This window comes from Pseudomonas sp. FP597, from assembly GCF_030687435.1.
GTDB classification, from domain to species: domain Bacteria; phylum Pseudomonadota; class Gammaproteobacteria; order Pseudomonadales; family Pseudomonadaceae; genus Aquipseudomonas; species Aquipseudomonas lactucae.
In genome coordinates this window covers 315,416-339,381 of the sequence record NZ_CP117432.1, presented here as the reverse complement: position 1 = coordinate 339,381, position 23,966 = coordinate 315,416, and the positions used below count along the sequence as shown (strand labels likewise).

General features: G+C 60.4%; 19 protein-coding genes. 10 read left to right on the top strand and 9 right to left on the bottom strand.

Annotation, left to right across the window (positions count from 1 at the left end):
• Positions 1-208: 208 nt before the first annotated feature.
• The 3 genes from PSH66_RS01555 to PSH66_RS01545 all read left to right on the top strand — a co-directional run bounded on the left by PSH66_RS01555 (position 209) and on the right by PSH66_RS01545 (position 1,856).
• Positions 209-808: a hypothetical protein gene (locus PSH66_RS01555; RefSeq protein WP_305428250.1), complete on the top strand. Its 600-nt coding sequence runs from the start codon at positions 209-211 to the stop codon at positions 806-808.
• 81 nt (positions 809-889) lie between these two features.
• Positions 890-1,213, top strand: a complete 324-nt coding sequence (locus tag PSH66_RS01550; protein WP_141064604.1) for a DUF2388 domain-containing protein — start codon at positions 890-892, stop codon at positions 1,211-1,213.
• A 352-nt stretch (positions 1,214-1,565) separates the two neighbouring features.
• Positions 1,566-1,856, top strand: a complete 291-nt coding sequence (locus PSH66_RS01545; protein ID WP_141064606.1) for a DUF3077 domain-containing protein — start codon at positions 1,566-1,568, stop codon at positions 1,854-1,856.
• An 82-nt stretch (positions 1,857-1,938) separates the two neighbouring features.
• Here PSH66_RS01545 and PSH66_RS30015 read toward each other — a convergent pair whose 3' ends face one another.
• Entirely contained in the window at positions 1,939-2,013 is a 75-nt protein-coding gene (locus PSH66_RS30015; protein ID WP_370694837.1) for a hypothetical protein, read from the bottom strand.
• The gene (locus tag PSH66_RS01540) at positions 2,006-5,356 is read right to left on the bottom strand and encodes a DEAD/DEAH box helicase (RefSeq protein WP_305428249.1); all 3,351 of its coding nucleotides are present in this window, start codon (positions 5,354-5,356) and stop codon (positions 2,006-2,008) included. Before PSH66_RS01540 ends, PSH66_RS30015 begins: the two co-directional genes overlap by 8 nt.
• Positions 5,357-5,553: 197 nt before the next feature.
• Between PSH66_RS01540 and PSH66_RS01535 the strand changes: the two genes are divergently transcribed.
• Entirely contained in the window at positions 5,554-7,683 is a 2,130-nt protein-coding gene (locus PSH66_RS01535; protein WP_305428248.1) for a M48 family metallopeptidase, read from the top strand.
• Positions 7,684-7,756: 73 nt separating this feature from the next.
• Here PSH66_RS01535 and PSH66_RS01530 read toward each other — a convergent pair whose 3' ends face one another.
• Positions 7,757-9,049 carry an OprD family porin gene (locus PSH66_RS01530; protein WP_003171059.1) on the bottom strand — a complete coding sequence of 431 codons (1,293 nt, stop codon included), beginning with the start codon at positions 9,047-9,049 and terminating at the stop codon, positions 7,757-7,759.
• 410 nt (positions 9,050-9,459) lie between these two features.
• Between PSH66_RS01530 and PSH66_RS01525 the strand changes: the two genes are divergently transcribed.
• Complete coding sequence (locus tag PSH66_RS01525; protein WP_305428247.1) at positions 9,460-11,547, top strand: TonB-dependent siderophore receptor; 2,088 nt, start codon at positions 9,460-9,462, stop codon at positions 11,545-11,547.
• 65 nt (positions 11,548-11,612) lie between these two features.
• On the opposite strand, the gene PSH66_RS01520 is transcribed toward PSH66_RS01525, so the two are convergent.
• The 3 genes from PSH66_RS01520 to PSH66_RS01510 all read right to left on the bottom strand — a co-directional run bounded on the left by PSH66_RS01520 (position 11,613) and on the right by PSH66_RS01510 (position 16,193).
• A complete protein-coding gene (locus tag PSH66_RS01520; RefSeq protein ID WP_042944036.1) occupies positions 11,613-11,828 on the bottom strand; it encodes a hypothetical protein in 216 nt (71 codons plus the stop codon).
• 236 nt (positions 11,829-12,064) lie between these two features.
• Positions 12,065-13,171 (bottom strand): agmatine deiminase, encoded by a 1,107-nt coding sequence (gene aguA, locus PSH66_RS01515; protein ID WP_305428246.1) that lies wholly within the window; start codon positions 13,169-13,171, stop codon positions 12,065-12,067.
• Positions 13,172-13,292: 121 nt separating this feature from the next.
• Complete coding sequence (locus PSH66_RS01510) at positions 13,293-16,193, bottom strand: aminotransferase (RefSeq protein WP_305428245.1); 2,901 nt, start codon at positions 16,191-16,193, stop codon at positions 13,293-13,295.
• 144 nt (positions 16,194-16,337) lie between these two features.
• Here PSH66_RS01510 and rfbB point away from each other — a divergent pair, with 144 nt between their 5' ends.
• From rfbB to PSH66_RS01490, 4 genes are all read left to right on the top strand, one after another.
• Positions 16,338-17,420, top strand: a complete 1,083-nt coding sequence (gene rfbB / locus PSH66_RS01505) for a dTDP-glucose 4,6-dehydratase (protein ID WP_141064613.1) — start codon at positions 16,338-16,340, stop codon at positions 17,418-17,420.
• Between the two features lie 116 nt (positions 17,421-17,536).
• Positions 17,537-19,345 carry an ATP-binding protein gene (locus PSH66_RS01500; RefSeq protein WP_141064615.1) on the top strand — a complete coding sequence of 603 codons (1,809 nt, stop codon included), beginning with the start codon at positions 17,537-17,539 and terminating at the stop codon, positions 19,343-19,345.
• On the top strand, positions 19,342-20,718 hold the full coding sequence (locus PSH66_RS01495) for a sigma-54 dependent transcriptional regulator (protein ID WP_003171050.1): 1,377 nt from the start codon (positions 19,342-19,344) through the stop codon (positions 20,716-20,718). The genes PSH66_RS01500 and PSH66_RS01495 overlap by 4 nt, the downstream gene beginning before the upstream one ends.
• A 26-nt stretch (positions 20,719-20,744) precedes the next feature.
• Complete coding sequence (locus PSH66_RS01490; RefSeq protein ID WP_141064616.1) at positions 20,745-21,200, top strand: YiiD C-terminal domain-containing protein; 456 nt, start codon at positions 20,745-20,747, stop codon at positions 21,198-21,200.
• A gap of 62 nt (positions 21,201-21,262) precedes the next feature.
• Here PSH66_RS01490 and cysQ read toward each other — a convergent pair whose 3' ends face one another.
• Both cysQ and nudE read right to left on the bottom strand, forming a co-directional pair.
• A complete protein-coding gene (cysQ, locus tag PSH66_RS01485; protein ID WP_305428244.1) occupies positions 21,263-22,099 on the bottom strand; it encodes a 3'(2'),5'-bisphosphate nucleotidase CysQ in 837 nt (278 codons plus the stop codon).
• Positions 22,096-22,662 carry an ADP compounds hydrolase NudE gene (gene nudE, locus PSH66_RS01480; protein WP_003171047.1) on the bottom strand — a complete coding sequence of 189 codons (567 nt, stop codon included), beginning with the start codon at positions 22,660-22,662 and terminating at the stop codon, positions 22,096-22,098. Before nudE ends, cysQ begins: the two co-directional genes overlap by 4 nt.
• Before the next feature lie 87 nt (positions 22,663-22,749).
• On the opposite strand from nudE, the gene yrfG reads away from it, so the two are divergent.
• Positions 22,750-23,412, top strand: a complete 663-nt coding sequence (gene yrfG / locus PSH66_RS01475; protein ID WP_305428243.1) for a GMP/IMP nucleotidase — start codon at positions 22,750-22,752, stop codon at positions 23,410-23,412.
• Between the two features lie 107 nt (positions 23,413-23,519).
• On the opposite strand, the gene lysM is transcribed toward yrfG, so the two are convergent.
• On the bottom strand, positions 23,520-23,960 hold the full coding sequence (gene lysM / locus PSH66_RS01470) for a peptidoglycan-binding protein LysM (RefSeq protein ID WP_003171044.1): 441 nt from the start codon (positions 23,958-23,960) through the stop codon (positions 23,520-23,522).
• Positions 23,961-23,966 lie beyond the last annotated feature (6 nt).

The following is a 23,966-nucleotide window of genomic DNA, read 5'->3' as shown; positions in this document are numbered from 1 at the left end:
GTCTGAGCCCCGTTTTTTCTCCAAAAACCATTGAAAATCTCAGGTCGTGTACAAAACAAAGGCGAATTGCCATTATGGCCGTATATACGATTGCGCCCTGCCAATCGTCCAGGGGGTTTTAATGTTCGCACACATCTCGAAGTCAGCCCGCTATTGGGTTATAACCTCGTGCTTTTCAAGCATAAGTGGCTGCTCTTCAGATGGGGGCTTGAGTGAGATGGCCGCGATGGGCATGTTGGTGGGCGGGGCGGCGACGGGTGACACGGGGCTGGCGGTTGCCGGGGTAGCCGGTTACGTTGGCGTTATGATCGTTGCGCCAATACTTGCTGACGGCTCAGAATCCGAGACGCTACCCGCTTCCTCACCTGGCACTGTCGCACCTGCAAGAACTACCTCAGCAATGGCTACTCCATTAGCAGCGCAGCAAATGATCGCCGCACCAGCCAAACCCGAGAGCACTTCAAATTATTGCTATGCCTATCTGACTGTCGGAGAGGAAAGAGGATCTACCTGCAGTCCAGTGGTTGAGATTAATGATGCCGACAGGACGGGAGCAGCATTTCAGACCCGATTGAACAACTATGTGGAAAAGGTGAAGCAATCCCAGCCAGGTGTATGGGGTGACTTCGAGTATTCCCAAACACTTAAAATGCAGAACGCGTTCATCTATCAGATGAAGCCAAAAACCGATGTTTCATCGAAGCAGGACGCCGGATTGATTTGCTATGTTTCCCGCGCGGATGCGGAAGCTCAGTTGAAACGATCACAAAAGATTGATTCGTCGATGAAAATCGTGGCATGGCCTTAGTCTGGCGCCGGGCTTCTTGTTTCTGGCAATCCCCTGCTCTGATAGGGTTGCACCCTCAGACAACAATGGAAGCATCAAAGCATGGGTTCATGGAAGACTCTGGCAATCGCCGTCATGGTATCAATCAGCGCTCAGACCGTTGCGGAAGATAGGGGCTCGTATCAAAACTCAATGATGATGATAACTATGGCTCCCACTCTCGTCCTTGTTGCAACGACGGGCATTTCTCTAGCCGTCACAAAAAAATTCAAGCCCGCCAAGGATGATGCGCTCGCGTTTATTGGCTCAGATGGCGAGATTCGCGGCGCTCGGTTTGAGCAGGCCTCCAGGTACTACCAGTCGGCGTATCCCTCCCCCCGCATGTCAGACATGCAGCTGGCCCAGGCGATAGTTACATCATTTTGAAAGCGACCTTCGAATCGGCACAGTGATTTTCGCTCGCCCTGAGACTCGCCCAGACCAACCGTTCTATTTTCCCGATTGCTCCTTGCGCCCCACCACGCTACCCTCCCTCCATCGCTGCCAATTCAGCGATCGGGCCTGAGAACCCGGCAAGATGCAGGCGCACCAAGCTCCCCCAAAACCCGATTTTGAAGGCGTTTTTTTTGCCTTAAAATTCGTGCAATGGCGGCTGTGCGTGGGAGACCTTCGGGTCTGCCGGGTTCCTGTATCTCCGGTTTCTCAGCCTGCGCACAGCTGCCACCCATTCGCCTGAGAACGAACGTGGTAGCTCTCACTCGATATGGGAGTTTTACCGATGACCGCTACACCCGCGTCTGCGTTAACCACCCTCGGCGTCACCCCCTTCTCCTTTCACTCCGACCAACCTCTGTTCCGCGTTAACAGCGGTGTTTCCCTGCATGAAGCCTTGCACCACGTTTCCGACCTGCTCCACGTCGCCAAGCTGCTCGCCGAAGATGCAGCGATGACGAAGGAGACGGACCGTTATGCCTGGGCGTCGCATTATTTGCAGGAGATGAGCAAGGCGGTGATTGATGATGTGGTGAAGGTGTTGGAGTCGCCAGGCAATACCGGGGGCGGGCAATAAGAAGGGCTGTGGTGGCTGGGCGAGCTCGGCTCCCACAGCATGAGCGCCCCGGCTTGGGGCGCTTTTTTCGGTATAACCCTGATCATCCGCGCGTCGTGAATGACCGCCGCTGAACGCCCTGAAGTTGATCTGCCTGCGGGTCGTTGCAACTAGACATCCGTTCTTTCTTGGGCGTTCGCGCTCTGCACAATCACCCCAAAATCGCGCCGTCTCCATCGCGGTATCGCCACGTCTCCCGTCACAGCTTTCTCAAAATAGGGCAATGCTCCCCACAGTTTGATATCCCCCACAAGGTAGATGCGGTGCTGGGCTCGGGTCAGCGCCACATTCAACAGATTGGGTTTGGAGGAGGCCCAAGTTGCGCCACCGGCATTCTCCATGTCAGTGCCCAATAGCATGAACACCGTTTTTTCCTCTTTGCCTTGAAAGGTATGGACGGTGCCGACGCTTCTTTTAAGCCAGCGTTTCAATTCATCCCTCTTGGGTACAGCCTGCTTCCACGTACAGCTCAGCAGACCTTCACGCAACGCTGTACGGATCGCCTTGAAAGGCGAGATGACGTAGAGCTCAGGCAGTGCCGTGTCGCGGTGGAAGAGGCTGACGATCACCTTGATCATGAACTCGATCTGCTCGGGCACTACCTGTTTGCGTTCGACGGCGCCGCGGATGTCGACCCAGCCACTGGGGAGGTCGATCAATGGCGCAGCGCTGGGGTTTCGCTCAGGTAGGCCATAGACCATTTTGTTGTCGTAGGCGATACGGTTGGCCAAGGTGAACATGGGTTCGTGACAGCGACGGTGTACACGCAATGGGCTGCCAACCCATATTGTCTCGTCCAAGAAAGGTGCATAGGCACCAAAGCGATTGGCCTGGTCGGCGAGACGCTGGACAGACACGCAATGAGGCGCATAGGCATTGCTGGCGGTGACAGGGTTGAGTTCGCCCAGCGCGTTGAGCAAAGGCGTTGGAAGTGTAAAGACGGGTTCAATCTGCAATGGGTCCCCAACCACCACACAGCGTTGTGCCCGCCAAAGCGCCCCAACTGCAGCTTGCGGAACGGCCTGGCCTGCTTCATCAATGAAAACCCAGCCCAAAGCGTTTGGGCCCAGGCCGGCGAATTGTTTGGCGAAGGAGGCAAACGTGCTGGAAACCACTGGCACCACCATGAACAGGTTTTGCCAGATGGGCAAAGCGTGGCTTGGGTCTTCCGGTGTTTTGTTGGAAAGCAGCGCAGAGATGGCTACAAGGTTTTTTCTCAGCGCCCCTCTCTTTTGACCCACCGTGTGCAGCCAGGCTTGTTGCAGTGCAAGTGCAGCCGCGAACAAGCTGGACCGCAGTTCAGCAAGCGTTCTATCGTGCCATAGTCCTTCGATCTGAAACCGATCGTTCTCCCTTAGCTCCAGCGGATCAGCGGGCAAATGAGGTTTGCCCAACCTTGCCAGCAATTGCTCGCATTCTTCACTCTGTCGTTGCCATTGCTGAGCGAGTTCCGCTTGCTGGTGCTCGTGAAGCCGGACGCGCTCCATGGCATCGCGAAGTTTTTCCACCAACGTCTGCTGGTCCTGGCGAACACTGCGGATTTCTTCATGGGTGTGCAGTTGGCTATTGGCATTGAGCTTGCGTCGCTCAAGGTAGGCCTTAGCCTCTTTCGTACGCCATAAACGTGCCCACCAGCCCGGTGCAGTGCGGTCGATCAGGCGCTGTTCTTCGGTGAGTTGTACGAAGTTTTGCTGCGCCACTTGAAGACGCTGAAGATGGCGTTCATGCAATGCATTCAGGCTGGCGACTTCGCTATTAGCCTCTTTGACTTGAAGCGTCGCAGTGGCGACGTAGTCAGCCTCGGTTCCTTGACTCAGCACGTCCAACAGTTCGGCCAGTCGCTCACGCTCGTCGAGTGCCTCGCACAATTGGCGATCAGCCTCCTTGAATGCATCGCAGGCTTGGTTGAAGGTCAGTGCATTGGGCCTGTCGAACCACTCCCAGATCCGCATAGCCTTTTCCTTGCTGGCGGTTTCAAGGCTGAACATGCTAAAGCGTTCATTGAAGTTGCGACGGTTAGTGGAGTTACCCAGCGCACAGCTGATCAGCCCCCAAGGCATCTGGTCACCTTCGGGAGAAATGTTGCCGCGCTTGGTCTGCTCAATTGCCATGTTGTGCGCTATCGGCTGCAAATAGCCGAAATGCCGCCATTGCTCGCCTAACGCCTTGCGCTTGACCAGATCGACAGAGATGTTTTCGACCGCTGCATTGTTGGTCGAAGCTACAACCATTTCGAACCCGGTCAGAGCGTTGATCAGAGGGCGTAGTTGGACAGTGCTTGAGTCGCTTTTGAAGCGCACCGTGAGTGCGTGTTTTTCAAAGGCATCGTCAGCTTTGGCCAAACCCGCCAGTATCCGAGTGCGTTGGACAATGTTGTCCGCGAACAGGTCTCGCAAAAGCGTGGTCTTGCCAGTGCCGGGTGGGCCGTTGACCGAAAAAAGCCCGCTGCGCTCAAGGTCCTGCCCTATCTGATTGAGAGCGAACTGTTGCATTAGGCTCATCGGTTGACCTGGGTCGGCCATCCAGTGTCCAGGGTTCATAAGCCTCGGACGCAGTGCCTGCAATAATGCTGAGCAGCCCTCTCTGGAATACAGGTCGATACGTTTGTCGGTGGCAAGCGGAATCAGATACTGCCCGAGTGCTTGCGTAATATCGCCGGTGCGCACGCTGTTGATCGCCCGTTCGATATCGCGAATATAAAAGCTGTTCAGGATATCCAGTTCTTCCTCCGGCGCTTCACCCTCTTCGTCGTCGTCGAAGTCGGGAGTTATGGCTTCGGGGGACGCTTTTTCCGTTGTCGTGACGGGCGTGCGCGCTTTGACCTTTGCCGTAATGGCTGCAATGGGTTGCGTTGCCGAGGGCGTGAATCCCGCCCATCTGCACAGCAATGCCTGCAACGAAAGCACCTCGGATGCATCCAGCCCCTTATCCGCAAAGCAGCCACGCTCACTCATGAAGTCGCGGAGCATCATCTTCAGCTCTTTTTGTGCTGAATCGAATACGTCATGGTTTAGAGCGTTCAGGCCATCATTAAGTGTTTGTCCCAACGCCCAAGGGGCCGTTGAAATGGAGATTGAATCGATGATGGGATAGCCGGCTCTATCCAGTGGCAACTTGGCAAAGCAGGTCATGCCCTCCAGGTCTGCACGTGCCTCTTCCTCAAAAACACCTGTGCTATCGGTGGCGTCGATTGAAGGGCGGATACATTCGCAGATCTGACTGATAGAGGACTTGTCGAAAACTCCCAGGAACAAGTTATAGCCAAGCAGTTCCTTGTCTTCAGGCACATCAATGGTCAGCCAACCGGTGTCTGTACTTTCCAGGCGATTACGCAAAAGCGTCTTGGACTGCCACTCTTCAAGGTCATCGAGATATTGCTCCAGCCCATAGGGGACGAAGAACTCGACCTTATGCCAGTATTCCAGTATCGCGAGGAGGGTTGCTTGGTCGTAGGATGCCAATGTGTAGATTCCCGAAAGTCCGTGTTCGTTTGGCGATTGTACATTGGTTCATCCAAGCACCATCCTCTGGCCTCAACTCAAGTGGCCAACTTCCGGGTGGTGGGACGGAAGACTTCACTCATGCGGTTTGCCAGCCTCTATCGCGCCCTGCGCATTTTTCGGTATAACCGACAACCCCGCGTCGTGAACAAACGCCCATGAACGCCCTGAAATTGATTGCCCTGCTGGTGATTTTCCCGCTGCTGCTCACCGCCCTGGGCGGCTGGGAGCGTCAGCGTGCTGACGAAACCACCACCGCGATGAACGATTACCACAGCACTGTGAATATCGCTAAACGGCAGCTTCAAGCTCTGGCGGCAAAAGACCCGGCGGCCACGGTCAAGCTGGTCGATGAAACAATCGGCGTGCACCTGGCGCTCAGCCGTCTGGCAAAAATCGAAACGGAACTGCCCATCGCCCATCGCGTGAACAATGCGATGCGTGGGCTGGCGCTGTGGGTGATGGGCCTGGGGTTGTTGGCGGCGTTGATTGGCGTGGCGGCGTTGGCGGGTACGCACTGGGCGGGGCGGCGGGCACGGCAGTCGCGGGAGAAGTTGTGGCAGGTGTTCTCTCTGGGCAGCCGCTTGTTGCCCTATGTGCTGGTGAGTCATGGGGTGGCGATGGCGGCGGCGGTCGCGGTCGCGCTGAGTTTTGAAGGCTTGGCGATGTGGCACATCGGTCGGTTGGGCAGTGGCGAAGTCAAGTTGATGGCGGTGCTGGGGGTGATCGCGGCGTTCTGTCTGTATTCGATCTGGCAGTTGCTTAAACAGCTGCGCCACATGCTGGGGATGTTCAAGCCCGTGCCGCTGGAGATGTTCGGCCAGTTGGTCAGCCCCGAGCAGGCACCGGGGTTGTGGCGTCAGGTAAATGCGTTGGCGGATAAACTTGGCGCGCTGCCGCCGGACCATATCGTGGTGAGCCTGGCCCAGGGTTTTTACGTGACCTCCAGCGAGGCCAGTGTGCAACCGGCGGATATTTCGTTGCACGGTCGCACCCTGCACGTGCCGCTGCTTTACCTGGGCCTGCTGAGCCACGACGAAATCGACGCGGTGATCGGCCACGAGCTGGCGCACTTTGCGGGGCAGGACACGGAGTACAGCCTGCGCTTTTTGCCGATCTACGATGGGGTCAATCGTAGCCTCGAAGCGCTGTTGGACACCCTGCAGGCCAGCGACTTTATCCAGGGACGTTTGATGCGACCGTCGTTGATGTTCGGTGTGTTTTTCATGCAGCGCTTTGACCAGGCGGTGAACCACTGGAGCCGTGAGCGCGAATTGCTGGCGGATGCCGCTGGCGCGCGGTTGGGGGGCAATAGCGCGGCAGCCTCGGCGCTGTTGCGGGTGTCGGTGTTGCAGCCGCATATTGAGGACTCACTGATGGCCTTGTGTGACGCCGCGTCAGCGACGGACCTGCCCGACGCGGTACTCCGCGCCTTGCGCGAGTGTGAGCTGCAGCTACCGCCCGAAGCCCTGGAAATTCATCAACCGCACCCGACCGATTCCCACCCGTCCAACGGCGAACGCCTACAGGCACTGCGCGTGTCGCTGGACGATGCCTTGCACAGCGCCACTCGCGCAGTGGATTGCGACACGGCGAATGCGCAAATCGATGCCTGCTTCAGCGCACCCCACAGGCTACGCGATCAGTTGTCGGGCGATTTGATCGACGTCGCCGTATTGGAGAATGCCGAACATACCCATCTGCTGGAAACCATGGTCGCATCGGCCCAGGGCGAGCATGCGTTGCACGAAGGTGGGCGGCGAGGCGCTGTGCTGATGGCGGTGCTGTCGGTCCCGTTCGTGCTGCTGGGGCTGTGGGTCATGGCTCAACCCTGGCTTGCCCCGGAACGCATGAAAGGCACGCCGTTGTCCGCCCTCGGCGCCGGTGCGGCCATCGGTAGCATCGCGCTGATCTTTCTCTGGCTGGGCGTGCGCCGGTTCAAACGCGCCCCGCAAATTGCGTTGCGCCTGACGCCGGAGCATTTTGTGTTTGCCAACCTGGCGCAGCCGTTGCCCATCGAGCACATCGACAGCGTCACGTTGCAATTTATGCAAGGCATCTGGGTAACGCTGGATCTGACGCCGGAAGCGCCCTTGCCCGAGTTGCGCAAAACCGCGTTCGGCGTGCCCGGCGCACGGGTCAACAAGAAGAAGCGCCAGGTGCTGCTGCAGATGGCGCAGCTGTGCATCGACAACAAAAAGATCGAGCCATACGACGGCCTGGTGTTGATGACTGACTACGTCAACGCGTCGCTGGCGCGCAAGATTTTGCAGAGCGGCGAGGGCTGATCGGCGCCCATGAAAAAACCCCGAACCAGTCGGGGTTTTTTATCGCCTGGCGTCAGGCGCGACGTGCGATCACTTAGAAAACGTTGATCGGGTAGTCGGCGAACAGACGCAGTTCGTTACCGCCAACGTTGTAGTTGCTGGCGTTGTTGGAAACGCGCAACCACGAGGCACGGGCACGCAGGCTCAGGTCTTTGGCCGGACCGCTCTGGACCACGTATTTGAACTGGTTCCAGATTTCACGCTCGGTGCCATCGCCACGGCCAGTGCCGTCGTCGATGTTGGTACCGCGTACATACGCAACGTTGTAGGTCAGGCCCGGCACGCCGAAGGTGGCGAAGTCGATACCGTAGCCTGCTTGCCACGAACGCTCGTCCTTGCCGTTGAAGTCGGACCAGTAGGAGTTGGCCAGCAGGATGGTGTTGCCGCCGTCGCCGATGCCGGTGTCGCGGGTATTGTCGCGATAGCCGCCGTACAGGTAGCCGGTGTCGCCGGTGCTGCGCTGGTGGGCCAAGGTGAAGCTGTGTGCGCCCACTGCCCAGGTGGCGCCCAGGCTCCAGATTTTGTTGTCACGCGCGTCGGCATCGCCGCGTTGCTCGGCGAAGCTCTTGTCCAGCTTGGTTTTGTAGCCGTTGAAGTCAAAGGTCAGCGACTGTTTCTCTGGCAGGGCCAGCACGTAGTTGACGTTGACGTATTGCTTCTTCAGCACGTCTTCCATGTCGGAAGCGTACAGCGCAGCGGACAGGCTTTCGGTGAACTTGTAGCTGCCGCCCAGGTAGCTGATGTTTTTCAGGTTGCCGCTGTCGGTGCCTTCAGCACTCTTGCGGGCTTCCTTGGTGAAACGACCCGCGTCCAGTTGCAGACCTTCAATCTCCTTGGAAACGATCGAAGTACCGGTGTAGGTTTCCGACAACAGACGGGAGTTGTCGTACTGCAGCACAGGCACAGCCGGCATTTGGTCGCCGTACTTGAGCACGGTGTTGGACACACGGAATTTCACCGCCGCGCCGCCTTTGGTCAAATCGTCGGCCGCCGCACCGCTGTCACCTTGTTTAAAGAAGTCGATGCCGCCCGCGCCGCTGCGACCTTTACCACCGTCCAAACGGATAGCGTACTGACCGATCACGTCCACACCCACACCGACGGTGCCTTGGGTGAAACCGGACTCGAACTTACCGATGAAGCCCTGGCCCCATTCGGCTTTGTCCTGCTTGCCGTTTTTGTAGTCGCGGCTGATGTAGGCGTTACGTGCGGCGATGTTCAGGTGGCTGTCTTCAACGAAACCCTTGGATTGCTCCTGGTCGTTTGCCATTGCTGTCGATGCGCTCAAAATCCCCAGAGCGATCAGACTCATCCGTTGCTTCAACATGTTCTTGTATTCCTTATTTCTGGTTGAGTACGCGCGGTGACACCAGGCCCCATGTCGCTTTCTGGTGTCGACTTTCTCCGGAAAAAAGAAGGCCCGCGGACGACTGAACATACCGCGGGCCTTTTCTTATTGGATGAGTCATGGCTGTTAGCCACAGGCGTTGGGCGCAATCCTAGTCGCGCGTTGAACTATGTGTCAATTTCGTGAATCGTCTGTATTTAGGCGAAATAATTCTAAGCAAAGGCTGATGGCCTTTCTAAAAACGACATGTATCAGCTTCCAACGACGCTGAAAACACATCTCGTAACACATTCAAAGCGGATACGTTTGGCAATAGATAACGCGCGCAAATGCAAAGCATTACCATTAACGCGCTGTTCTTCTCCCAACCCCTCTGGATGCATTTTCCCATGCCTGCCCCTCGCCTGACGCCCATCACCCTTGGGCTCTCTGTCCTGCTGTCTGCCGGTTTTGCCTGTGCTGCGACCACGTTGCCCGAAACCGCGATCAGCGCCGAAGCTGACGAAGACGACCCGCGCATCAAGGAAACCAGCACCGCTACCCGCACTGCCACACCGGTGCGCTATGTGCCCCAGGCCATCGATTCGGTGAAGACCGAAAGCCTGCGCTCCTACGGCACCAATGACCTGGGCCAGGCCTTGAGCGGCATCCCCAACGTGAGCAGCGGCGCCGACACGCGTTTCGACAGTTTGCGCATCCGTGGTTTTGACGCGAGCAACGATTTTTACCTGGACGGGATTCGCGACGACAGCCAGTACGTGCGCGACCTGCATAACATCGAGCGCATCGAAGTGCTCAAGGGGCCGGCAGCCGTGCTGTACGGGCGAGGCGGTCAGGGAGGGATCGTCAACCGTGTGAGCAAGTTGCCAACGGCCGGGCGTACATCGAGCATCGAGGCCCAGGGTGGCAGCAATGATTTGCGCAGTCTGTACGCCGACCTGAGCACCGATCCCACGGAGAACATCAGCTTGCGCCTGAACATGGGCAACCAGGACAACAACAGCTTTCGCGACGGCGTCAGCGGCAATCGCCAACTGTTTGCGCCGTCCATGAGCTGGCAGCTCACGCCGGACCTGAACTGGCTGGTGCAATACGAATACAGCCGCTACAACCGCACGCCCGACCGTGGCATTCCCGGCGTCAACGGCCGCCCCGCCGATGTGAGCCGCAGCACCACCTACGGTGACAGCCGTGATTACATTGACGACAAGACCCAGTCGCTGCGCTCCAAACTGGCCTATGAACTCAATGACAACTGGCAACTGCGCCAGACCCTGGGCGTGTTCAAGCTCGACAGCGACTTCGACAACACCTACCTCACCGGCTACACCCCAGCCACTAATAGCGTCACGCGCCAACGCTGGCAGCAGGACCTGACCACCTTAAACATCTTCAACAATGTCGAGCTGGAAGGCGGCTTCAGCACCTTCGGCCTCGACCATCGCCTGCTCACCGGTCTCGAACTGGGCACCCAGCGCCGCGATCCTACGTTGTATACCGCCACTGCCGTGAACCGAGGCGGCCAGGCGGTGCCGAGCCTTGACCTCAACCGGCCCAACCGCAATCTCAGCCACACCGGGCGCATGAGCGTATCGAGTGATAACCACACCGAAGTCGACAGCCGCGCCCTCTACGTACAAGACCAATTGCGCCTGAATGATCAGTGGCAAGTGCTGGCCGGCCTGCGCTACGACCGCTTTGAAGTGGACACCGAAAACAAGCTGCTCAACACCCGGCAAGACGTGAAAAGCCACAGCACCAGCCCGCGCTTCGGCCTGGTGTGGACGCCGCTGGAAAACCATTCGTTCTATGCCTCGTGGAGCAAAACCTTCTCCCCGGCGGGCGGCGGCCTGATCGGCATCACCCCGAACGCCGCCGGCAGCATCAACGACCTGAGCCCCGAGCTGACCAAACAAAAGGAGATCGGCGTCAAAAGCGACTGGCTCGATGACCGTCTGAGCACCACCCTGGCAGTCTACGAACTGGAACTCTACAACCGCCGCACCAGCGACCCGCTGGACCGCACCATCACCTTGCTCAGCGGCCTGCAACGCTCGCGCGGCGTGGAGCTGACCGCCACCGGCAAGCTCGTCGACAACTGGTATGTACGCGGCGGCATCGGTCTGCAGGATGCCAAAGTCGAGAAGGACAACAACGGCTTCGAAGGCAAGCGCGTCAGCGACGTGGCCAAGCGCAATGCCAGCCTGTTTATCACCTGGAAACCGGAAATGGGCTGGTACGCGGAAACCGGCCTGACGCTGGTGGGCGACCGCTATGCCGACAGCCTCAACACCGTGGTCCTGCCGGGCTACGGCACTTGGGACGGGTTGGTCGGATTCCGTCAGAAAGCCTGGGATGTGCGGGCGGCGCTGAACAACATCACCGACAAGACCTACTATGAATCGGCGACCAGCGTGGCGCAGATTCAGCCGGGAGAGCCGCGTAACCTGGTGGTGACGGGCACTTACACCTTCTAAAAAGCTACACAACTCAACAATGTGGGAGGGGGCTTGCTCCCTCCCACACACGTTACCAGCGCTGCCTAGTTTTTCAGTAAGTCACACAACGCATGCACTTCATCCTCACTGAACAACCCCACCGGGTAACGTTCATTCATCACGCTGCGCAAATCCGGCGACTGCCTGACCTGCCGTGAGCCGTGTTCCTTCAACCAGAGTCCCAGCGCCTGGATCGCGTCGCCGTTGACCCGCAAAGGGTGAAACGTACGGGTATTCATCAGGTTGATATCGGCGTTCATTTCAGCGCTCTCTCCTACTGCGTGAGCGGCTAACTTACTCAAGGTTTATGACAGAACTACGCAGTCATGCCCCCGAACCACTGTGACAATCAACGATACAAGAGCTATGCCAATGTCCTGTGTTTGCAGGCATGCACCCACAAAAAAGCCCGCAACCGTGCTGGGCCGCGGGCTTGCTGTGGGCACTGAAACCGAGTAGCGCCCCCGTTGCATGAAAGGCGCTGTTACAACTGCACTCAGTTTCTGTGCGGGGCGGGCTGTTGTTGGGTCAGGCAGTGGATATTGCCGCCCCCCAGTAACAGTTCACGGCCCGGCACCATCACCACTTCGTGTTGCGGGAACAGGTTCTGCAGGATCGCTTTGGCCTGGCTGTCCAATGGGTCGTCGAAGCTTGGCGCAATGATGCCGCCGTTGACGATCAGGAAGTTGACGTAGGAACCCGCCAACCGCACGCTCGGATTACGCTCCTGGGAACCGTCCACCGGGTCGACGCCTGCGCATTCTTCTTCAGTGGCATACAGCGGCCCCGGAATCGGCATTTTATGCACCGTAAACGCTCGGCCCCGGGCATCCGTGCTGCTTTGCAGGACATCCAGCGCGGCGTGGCAACGTGCGTAGTTCGGGTCCTGCGGGTCATCGGTCCAGGCCAGCAATACCTCGCCCGGACGCACGTAGCAGCAGAAGTTATCCACATGGCCGTCGGTTTCGTCATTGAACAGGCCGTCCGGCAGCCAGATGATCTTATCCACAGCCAGGTTGGCGCTCAGCACCGCTTCGATCCGGGCACGGTCCAGGTGTGGGTTGCGATTGCGGTTGAGCAGGCATTCTTCGGTGGTGAGCAGGGTGCCTTCACCGTCGACGTGAATCGAACCGCCCTCCAGCACAAAACCTTCGGTGCGGTAGCGCGGCGCGCGTTCGATTTCGAGGATCTTGCCGCCCACCTGCGAGTCGCGGTTCCACGGTGCATACAAGCCGCCGTCAAACCCGCCCCAGGCGTTGAAGTCCCAGTTCACGCCGCGCACTTCGCCGTTGTTGTTGATCACGAAGGTCGGCCCGGTGTCACGCACCCAGGCATCATCGCTGGACATTTCCACCACACGGATATTCGGCACGTCCAAACGGGCGCGGGCGTTCTCGTACTGGCCGGCGGACACCGCCACGGTCACCGGTTCGAAGCGCGCAATGGCCTTGGCCACGGCCACATGTGCCGCTTGCGCCGGCTTACCGCCCAGGCGCCAGTTGTCCGGGCGCTCTGGCCAGATCATCCAGGTTTGCGTCTGTGGCGCCCATTCGGCAGGCATATGAAAGCCATCGGCGCGGGGGGTGCTGTGCAGGGTGGTCATGGCGATCAGGACTCCGAATGGGGTAAAGGCCGACTTTATAACGGATAAAAATCGGCTTTAATAGCGATCAAAGAGCATGATCGATAAATATGACAAGTCGTAACCGATAACAATCGATTAATCACAACTGTTCGTCCAGCACCTTCGACAGCATGTCGACGAAGAAATCCACACTGCGTTTGGAGGTCACCATCGGCGGCTTGATCTTGAGGATGTTCAGGTAATCGCCAGTGGGCTGCATGAAAATGCCCAGCTCGCGCAAACGGTCGCACAGCCGTGTGGTTTCTTCGGTGGCGGGCTCCAGGGTTTGCCTATCGCGCACCAGCTCCAGTCCCAGATAGAAACCCGAACCGTGTACGGCCCCCACCAAGGGGTGACGGTCAATCAATGCCTCCAGGCGCGCCTTGAAATGTCCGCCCACCACTTGGGCGTTTTCCCACAGTTTCTCTTCCTCCATGACATCCAGCACCGCCATGCCGATGCGGCAACTGACCGGGCTGCCCCCTGACGACGAGAAGAAGTAACCCTCGGCTTCCAGCGCTTCGGCGATTTCGCGGCGGGTAATCACGGCACCCAGTGGCTGACCGTTGCCCATGCCTTTGGCCATGGTGATGATGTCGGGCACTACGCCCTGCTCCTCGAAGCCCCAGAAGAAATGGCCCATGCGGCCGTAGCCCACCTGCACTTCATCGGCGATGCACACGCCGCCTTGTGCACGGACCAGGCCATACACCTGCTGCAGATAGCCGGGCGGCAGGGAGATTCCGCCAGCATTGCCATACACCGGCTCGCAGATGAACCCCGCCAGTTGGCGTTTACTTGCGGCGATTTTCGCCAGGTTGTGCTCCACGCTTCTTACGTAGTCCGGCGCGCTGTCCTGCCCGCGAAACTCACCGCGATAGGTATTCGGCGCCGTCACCGGGTGTACCCACTCGGGGCGGCTGCTCAGCGCCTGGGGGTTGTCGGCAATCGAGGTGGACACCGCATCCGCCGCCACCGACCAGCCGTGGTAGGCCTCCAGCACACTGAGCATGTCGCGCCCGCCGCTGTAGGCCCAGGCCAGGCGGATGGCCAAGTCATTGGCCTCGGTGCCGCTGTTGACCAGAAACACCCGGTCCATGTCCTTCGGCGCCAGCGCCAGCAGCCGTTCGGAAAATTCGGCAATCGCCGCGTAGTGGAACCGCGAGTTGGTGTTGAGCAGCGACCACTGCCGCGCCGCCACCGCCGCCATGCGCGGGTGACCATGGCCCAAGACCGCGACGTTGTTGAGCATGTCCAGGTAGGAACGGCCCTGCATGTCGATCAGGTGGTTGCGCCAGCCGCGCTCGATGCGCGGCGGGTCGACGTAATAGTGCTTCTGTGAACGGGCGAAACTGGCGTCCCGGCGAGCCAGCAAGGCCGCGGGGTCCAACTCGGGTTCGGCATCACAGGCCAGCCCGAGCAAAGCGGCGGGCGATGGGCACAGGGTTTGCCAGGCCAACGCGCGAGACGGCGTGCAAAACAGCGGGGGTTCCAGGTCGGCACGGCACAATTGCACGATCAGCGGGGCGTGCACCTCACCCAACACCTGCCCTTTGACCAGAAACGAGCCAGGATTCAATCGGGTGTTCACCCCCCACAAACGCACACTCGCCTCGGCGCCCTGCACACTGACCAGGCCGTCGGCGGCCTGGCGCAATGTCCCGGCAAAAGGCGCTTCCACCACGGTGCCATGGGGTAAATGCAGCTCAACATGCAGCGCGAACGTGTCCGGCTCGTCGGCACTGTCCGGTCGGGTGCGTGACAGTCGGTATTGGCCATAACGACTGGCCGCCAACCCATGCACCGCCGCCGCTTCATCCAGCAACTGGCGATCGATGCCGGGAGCCTCCCAGTTGCCCGCCTCGAAATGCGGGCTGAGCACCCCCAGGTCGATCAACGCAAATGTCTGCCCCACCAGCCCCGGCAGCAAGGGCGCGAAGTCCTGGCTGGCCATCGGCACTGGCACTTCGCCGACACCGCTGAGGATCGCAGCCTCCATCAGCTCGAACGGCACCGACGTCGCGACCTGGAAGATTTCCCACTCATGCTCGGCGTTTTTCAGCAGGTAGGTGCTGTGCGGGTCCAGGCGTTGCTGCTGTTCGCTGCTCAATACCAGCACCGCCGCACGCGCCACGACCAGCGGCCACAGCGCCAGCAACTCTTCACGCTGCAACGGGGTAACAGCGTGGCACGCCTGGATCGCCGGCAGGATGGCAAAGGGGTCGCCCTCGGCATGGTGCAACAGCGCGGCGCAGGTCACCGACAGGTCGGCAATGCGCCAGGTGTGTACCAGGTCGCCAAAATCAATCACGCCCTGAATCTGCCAATGCCGCTGGGCATCGCGCTGCCACACCACATTGTCATCGGTGATATCCATGTGCACCGCCTGCCAGGGCAGGCGCTCGGCCAAGGGGCGGATGCGTGTCGCGACCTGCTCGGCGACCTGCTCCAGCGCGTCTCGATGGGGCAGGTTTTCCAAGGTCGCCAACAAATGAGTGATCAGCTCCCCGGCGTGGCGCGGGTCCCATTGCAGGGTCCGGTCCAGGCCAGGGTGGGTGAACTCAGCCAGCGCCCGGCTCATGCGCCCGCACAGCTCGCCAAAGCCCGCGATCACGTCGCGTCCCAGATGCGGCAGATGGGTCAATGGCTGCCCGTCGATATAATCCAGCACCCGCAGGTGCAAGGTTTGGCCGTCGACCCTCAGGGTCAGCAACTCTTCGCCCGCCAGGGATTCGATCACCCTCGGCACGCGCACCGCCTGCAAATGCTTGAGCGCGGCATGCTGGGCCTGCAGCTCCAGCGCTGCATAGTCACCGTGGCAGATTTTCAGTACAAACCGACCGCGAGGGCTGTCGACTTTGTAGTTGAGGTCTTGCTGGCTGCCCAGAGACTGCAACGTGCCGGCGAGGCCGTAATGCTGTTCGAGAAGTTGAGCCGCCTGATCGGGGCCTACGTACGGGCAGGGTAGACTGGCGCGGTGGATCAACGTGGCGAGCGGCATGGGGGTGGCCTCGGTTTTTTAGGTGTGTATATCGCCATTGTTCGGGGGGCTTGCGCAACCCCCCTCACATCCACACCCACCCGCTCCCCCAACACAGGCTATGCTCCCCTCGCTAAGCGTCCGGTTACGAAAGAGGCCCCCGACATGCGCATTTTGATCACCGGTGGCGCCGGTTTTATCGGTTCTGCGTTGATACGCCATCTGATTCAACACACCGAGCACGAAGTGCTCAACCTGGACAAACTCACCTACGCCGGCAATCTGGAATCGCTGGCCAGTATCGCGTCCAACAGCCGCTATGAGTTCGTCCAAGCCGACATCATCGACCAGGCGACTGTGAGCGCCGTGCTGGCGCGCTTCGAGCCCGATGCCATCATGCACCTGGCTGCCGAGTCCCATGTCGACCGTTCGATTGACGGTCCATCGGACTTTGTCCAGACCAATATCGTCGGCACCTACAGCCTGCTGGAGGCCGCCCGAGGCTACTGGCTGCAACTGGCCGAACCGGCCAGACGCGCGTTTCGCTTCCACCATATCTCCACCGACGAGGTGTACGGCGACCTGCATGGCGTCGACGACCTGTTCACCGAAGCCACGCCGTATGCGCCCAGCTCGCCCTACTCGGCCAGTAAAGCCGCGTCCGACCATCTGGTGCGTGCGTGGCGACACACCTACGGCCTGCCAGTGCTGCTGACCCATTGTTCCAACAATTACGGACCGTTCCATTTCCCGGAGAAGCTGATCCCGTTGGTGATTCTCAACGCTCTCGCAGGCAACCCCTTGCCGGTCTACGGTGATGGCTTGCAAGTGCGCGACTGGCTGTACGTCGAAGACCACGCACGGGCACTGCTCAGCGTCGTCACCCAAGGCGTGGTCGGCGAGACCTACAATATCGGCGGCCACAACGAGCAAAAAAACATCGACGTGGTCCGCAGCATCTGTGCGCTGCTCGAAGAGCTGGCGCCACAGCATCCACAGGGCGTGAACACCTACATCGATCTGATCACGTTCGTTAAGGACCGTCCGGGCCACGACCAACGCTATGCGATCGACGCCAGCAAGATCCAACGCGAGCTGGGCTGGGAGCCCATGGAGACGTTTGAAACCGGCCTGCGTAAAACCGTGCAGTGGTACCTCGATAATCTGGAATGGTGTCGCAGGGTCCAGAACGGCAGCTATCAGGGCCAACGATTGGGCAATACCGACATGCGGGATCTGATTGCATGATGCGCATCACCATTGAGCAGATCGGCATGCCGCCAGTTTGCCAACACGCATTGCGCGAGTGTCTTGCCGGGCGGCGCTAGGCATAATGCGCCTGTACCCACAGGCGCACGATTCCCATGACTCCACCCCTTCCGCGAAGACCCCGCTGGCGCAGCCTCGCCCTGCTGGCGTTGTGCCTGGCACCGCTGCTATGGCCGCTGGAGCATTTGGCCGAACGCTATTACCGCAATGAACTGGCCGGGCAGAACCGCCAGACCCTCGACCTGTACGTCGCCAACCTGCTCGGCACACTGCATCGCTACGAAGTGCTGCCGCAGATCCTCGGCGATTTGCCCGCCCTGCGCACCGCACTGGATGCGCCGCACGTCAGCACCAACCTGGCCAACGCCAACCAGTTGCTCAAGGACGTCGCCGCCCAGGCCGGGGTGGAAGTGATGTACCTGATGGACACCACCGGCAAGACCCTCGCCGCCTCGAACTGGGATAAACAGGACAGCTTCGTCGGGCGCAACTTCTCGTTCCGCCCGTATTTCAGCGAAGCCATGGCCGGGCACCTGGGGCGGTTTTTCGGCCTGGGCACCACCTCGGCCAAGCGTGGTTACTTCTTCGCCGCCGCCGTGCGCAATGGCGACACCATCATCGGCGTGCTGGTGGTCAAGGTCGATCTGGACCACACCGAAAGCCTGTGGGGCAACACACCGGAACAACTGCTGGTCACCGACCACAATGGCGTGGTGATCCTGACCTCGCGCCCGCAATGGCGATTCCGCGCCACCCGTCCACTCACCGCCGAAGAACGCCAGGCCATCATCGCGATCCAGCCGTATCCAACGCGTGACCCACAACCGCTGAGCCTGAGCAGCAGCGCCTGGTTGCGCCAATCCACGGCGATTGCCGAGACCGGCTGGAATGTAGAGATTCTCGCACCGCAATCCCTGATCAACCGCCCGGTGCGTACCGTGGTGGCGGTGGGCGGGGCGACGTTGCTGGTGCTGATGCTGCTGCTCGGTCTGCTGATGCAACGCCGTCGCCACTACCTGGAGCGCATCGCCTTCGAAGCCAAGGCCCGCCGCGAGCTGGAAATGCGCGTCGCCGAACGTACCAGCGACCTGGAAGGCTTGAACCGGCGCCTCAAACAGGAAGTGCTGGAGCGCGAACATGCGCAACAGGAACTGGTGCGCGCCCAGGACGACCTGGTGCAGGCCGGCAAGCTGTCGGCGCTGGGCACCATGTCGGCGAGCATCAGCCACGAACTCAACCAGCCGTTGGCGGCGATTCGCAGCTATGCGGAAAACGCCGAGATCCTGCTCGACCATGAACGCACGGCCGACGCGCGGGGCAATCTCAAGCTGATCAGCGAACTGACCGGGCGCATGGCCTCGATCATCGCCCACCTGCGCGCCTTTGCCCGCCGCGACCGGCATGCGCCGGAGAGCGTGGCGCTGCAACCGGCGCTGGACGATGCGCTGGCGTTGCTGGCCAAGCGGCGACGTTCGATGGAAGTGGAGCTGATCCGCGATCTGCCGGAGGCGACCTTATGGGTGCAAGCCGGGGAAACACGCCTGCGCCAGGTGTTGGGCAACCTGCTGGCCAACGCCCTCGACGCCCTCACCGAGAAAGGACCGCCGCGCAAACTGTGGCTGAGTGCCGAAACCACCGCACAGGGCGTCAACCTGTACATTCGCGACAACGGCCCAGGCTTTTGCATGGAAGCCCTGGGCCGTGCCAGCGAGCCCTTCTACACCACCAAGACGCGCACCCAGGGCCTGGGGCTGGGCCTGGCAATCTGTGAAACGCTGATGCGTGCGTTTGGCGGCGAATTGCTGTTCGCCAACCACAGGGAAGGCGGCGCGCTGTTAACCTTGAAATTGCGTGCCGGCTCGCCGGGCGTCAGTCTGCAACCGTCCGAGGACCGCAGTGTATGAGTATCGATAACCAGATTCAGGTGGTGTTGATCGACGACGATCCACACCTGCGTCAGGCGCTGTGCCAGACCCTGGACCTGGCCGGGCTGAAAGTCCTGCCCCTGGGTGAAGCCAGCGGCCTGACCGCGCGCCTGACGCGGGACTGGCCCGGCGTGGTGGTCAGCGATATCCGCATGCCGGGCATGGATGGCCTGGAGCTGCTCGCCGAACTGCACGGCCAGGACCCGGACCTGCCGGTGCTGCTGATCACCGGCCACGGTGACGTGCCGCTGGCGGTGCAGGCCATGCGCGCCGGCGCCTATGACTTCCTCGAAAAACCCTTTGCCAGCGACGCGCTGCTCGACAGTGTGCGCCGTGCCCTGGCCCTGCGCCGCCTGGTGCTGGACAACCGCAGCCTGCGCCTGGCCCTCAGCGACCGCCAGCAACTGAGCACGCGCCTGGTGGGGCATTCGCCGCAAATGCTGCGCCTGCGCGAGCAGATCGGCGCTCTGGCGGCGACCAAGGCCGATGTGCTGATCCTCGGCGAAACCGGGGCCGGCAAAGAGGTGGTGGCGCGTGCCCTGCACGACCTGTCGAGCCGCCGCAGCGGGCCATTCGTGGCGATCAACGCCGGTGCCTTGGCCGAATCGGTGGTGGAAAGCGAACTGTTCGGCCATGAGCCCGGCGCCTTTACCGGCGCGCAGAAACGCCGCATCGGCAAGTTCGAATTCGCCAACGGCGGCACGTTGTTCCTCGATGAAATCGAAAGCATGAGCCTGGACGTGCAGGTCAAGCTGCTACGCCTGCTGCAGGAGCGTGTGGTGGAGCGCCTGGGCGGCAACCAACTGATCCCGCTGGACATCCGCATCATCGCCGCCACCAAGGAAGACCTGCGCCAGGCGGCGGACCAGGGCCGTTTCCGCGCCGACCTGTATTACCGCCTCAACGTCGCGCCGCTACGTATTCCGCCGCTGCGCGAGCGCGGTGAAGATGCCTTGATGTTGTTCCAGCATTTCGCCGACGAAGCCAGTAGCCGCCACGGCCTGCCGCTGCACGAATTGCAACCTGGGCAACGCGCCTTGCTGCTGCGCCATAGCTGGCCGGGCAATGTGCGCGAGCTGCAAAACGCCGCCGAGCGCTTTGCCCTGGGCCTGGAACTGGCGCTGGACAACACGCCGGACAACCCCGCCAGCGGCGTGCTCATCTCCACACCGGGCGGCTTGAGCGAGCAGGTGGAGCAGTTCGAAAAAAGCCTGATCGCCGCCGAACTGACCCGCCCCCACAGCTCCATGCGCAGCCTCGCCGAAGCCCTCGGCGTACCGCGTAAAACCCTGCACGACAAACTGCGCAAGCACGGCCTCAACTTCGCCAACCAAAGCGCTGACGACGAATGATCCTGCCCACCCACCAAGAGGCCGCCATGAGCCGCGACAGCCGTTACCTGGAATCGATCCTCCACCACGACATCCCCCTCACCCGGGAAATGGGCCTCAAGGTGCTCGATTGGCAGCACGGGCAGCTGCAACTGCATTTACCCCTTGAAGCCAACATCAACCACAAGAGCACCATGTTCGGCGGCAGCCTGTATTGCGGCGCCGTGCTGGCAGGCTGGGGCTGGCTGCACCTGCAACTGCGCGAGGAAGGGATTGAAGACGGGCATATCGTGATCCAGGAGGGGCAGATCAGTTACCCGCTGCCGGTGACTCAAGACGCAACCGCGATTTGCGCCGCGCCGGAGGAAAAGGTGTGGAAGCGTTTTTTGGCGACGTACAAGCGCTATGGCCGGGCGCGGTTGACGCTGGACACGTGGATTGTGAATGAGGGCCATGAGGACCATGCAGTAACCTTCACCGGCCAGTACGTCCTGCACCGCTGAAAGCCATCACACAAAACAAATGTGGGAGCAAGCCCCCTCCCACATTTTGATCTGCGGTGGTCTTAAGACCGAGCCAGGGCCAACAACCGCTCACGCCATGCCGCCTTAGCCGGCAACGCCAGAAAGAACGGGTTCAACAACGACGCCCGCGCCGGGTAACTGAACGGCTCGCCACTCAACTCCAGCACCTCGCCGCCCGCGCCTTCCAGCACGCCCTGGGCCGCTGCGGTGTCCCACTGCGAAGTCGGCGCCAGGCGCGGGTAGCAATCGGCGCTGCCCTCGGCCAGCAGGCAGAACTTCAACGAACTGCCGATATTTGCCAGCTTCAACTCACCCAACCCCGCGCTCAAACCGTTCAACAGGCTTTCCTGCTCAGGGCTGGTGTGTCGACGGCTGGCAACCACGGTAAACGCCTCACCGGCCGCCGGTGCCTCGCGCACCTGGATCTGCCGAGGCGCTTCGTTCACATCGGAGCGCCATGCGCCCAACCCCGCGCCACCGAAATAGCAACGGCCACTGGTAGGCATCGACACCACGCCGAACACCACCCGCCCGTGCTCGATCAGGGCGATATTGACGGTGAACTCTTCACTGCCGCTGATGAACTCCTTGGTGCCATCCAATGGGTCCACCAGCCACCAGCGCGTCCAACCGGCGCGCACGCTCTGGTCGATATCGGCATCTTCCTCGGACAGTACCGGGATGCTCGGTTCCAGGGCCGTGAGGCCCGCGAGAATCAGGTGGTGAGCGGCCATGTCCGCTGCCGTCACCGGGGAATCATCGGCCTTGGAGGTCACGGCCACATCGACACGCCAGTACGGCAGGATCACTTCACCGGCCTTGCGAGCCAGCTCGATCACAGGGGCGATAAACGGGTGGCCTAAAAACAGTTCGCTCATGCGACAAACGCTCCACGCTGGGTCAACAGGTCTCGTACCAGGTACAGCGCCGCCAGGGCGCGACCTTCACTGAATTGCTCGTTTTGCGCCAACTGCGACAGCTCGCGCAGGTTGACCTTGTCCACGCGCATCGGCTCAGGCTCATCGCCTTCCAAGCGTTCTTCGTAGAGATCGGTGGCCAAGACCACCTGAATTTTCTGGCTCATGTAACCGGGCGACAACGACAGTTCGGTAATGTGCTCCAACTGCCGCGCGCCATAGCCGGCCTCTTCCTTGAGCTCCCGGTCCGCGGCGGCCAGCACGTCTTCGCCGGGTTCGATCAGGCCCTTGGGCAAGGACACCTCATATTCGTCGGTGCCGCCGCAATACTCTTCCACCAGCAGGGCATGATCTTCGTCGATCATCGCCACGATCATCACCGCGCCGTAACCGGCACCCCGGCCCACCAGGCGCTCGTAGGTCCGTTCGACGCCATTGGAAAAGCGCAATTGCACTTCCTCCACGCGGAACAAACGGCTACTGGCGACTATTTCGCGGGCGAGGACGGTGGGTTTCTGGCGCATAAGCGGCTCCTTGGCGTGATCGGGTTACTATACCGTGGCTTTTCCGATTGTCTGTGTCGGATATCTTTACTTACGTGAGAACGCCCCATGCCCTCTTTGCCCTGGCACGCCATCGACACCGTCCTGCTGGACATGGACGGCACCCTGCTCGACCTGCATTACGACAACCACTTCTGGATGGAGCACCTGCCCCAGCGCTACGCCGAACTGCACGGCGTAAGCCGGACCATGGCCGAGATGGAGCTGCTGCCACTGTTCGAGCGTAACGCCGGACAGTTGCAATGGTATTGCCTGGATTTCTGGAGTGCGGAACTGAAGATCCCGGTGCGCGAGCTGAAGCTGGAAACCGCCCACCTGATCGCCCTGCGCCCGGATGCCGATACCTTTCTGGCGGCAATCAAGCAGGCCGGCAAACGGGTGATCCTGATCACCAACGCCCATCGTGACTCGCTGTCGCTGAAGATGGAGCGCATTGAACTGGCGCCGTATTTCGAGCGGCTGATCAGCTCCCACGACTACGGTTTTGCCAAGGAAAACCCGCAATTCTGGGATGCCCTGCAAGCCGATACCGGCTTCGACCCGTCGCGCAGCCTGTTTATCGATGACACCCTGCCGATTTTGCGCAGTGCGCGGGAGTTTGGCGTGGGGCATTTGCTCGCGGTGAAAGAGCCGGATAGCAAAAAGGGGCCCAAAGACACGGCTGAGTTTGCAGCCGTCGATGACTACCGAGACCTCATTGCCGGACTCTGAACCATGTGGGAGGGGGCTTGCTCCGATGGCGGAGTGTCAGTCACTGAATGTGTATCTGACACTCCGCCATCGGGAGCAAGCCCCCTCCCACATTTTGCCCTGCGTTTTTACTCAGGAATGCGCAGCGTCTGCCCTGGGTAGATTTTGTCCGGATGCGACAGCAACGGTTTGTTGGCCTCGAAGATTTTGTTGTACTGGTTGGCAGTGCCATACACCGCCAGGGAAATCGCGCTCAGCGTGTCGCCCTTTTTCACTACGACGAAACGGGCAGCGGCAACGGCCGGGCCGGTTACGGTGATCTGGTCATCCACACTGGCCACGCCTTGGATGTTACCCAGCGCCAGCAAAATCTTCTCTTTCTCTTCCTGGCTGGCGACTTCACCGGTTACGGTCACCTTGTCGCCATCCACCGTGGTCTGCACATTCGGATTCCCCAGACCGACTTTGGCCACGTGCTCCTTCAACTGCTCACTGGCATTCGCATTACCCGGCGTCAACAGGTCGATCAACTTCTCGCCGGCTTCCTTAACAAAACTAAAAAGACTCATGGTGCA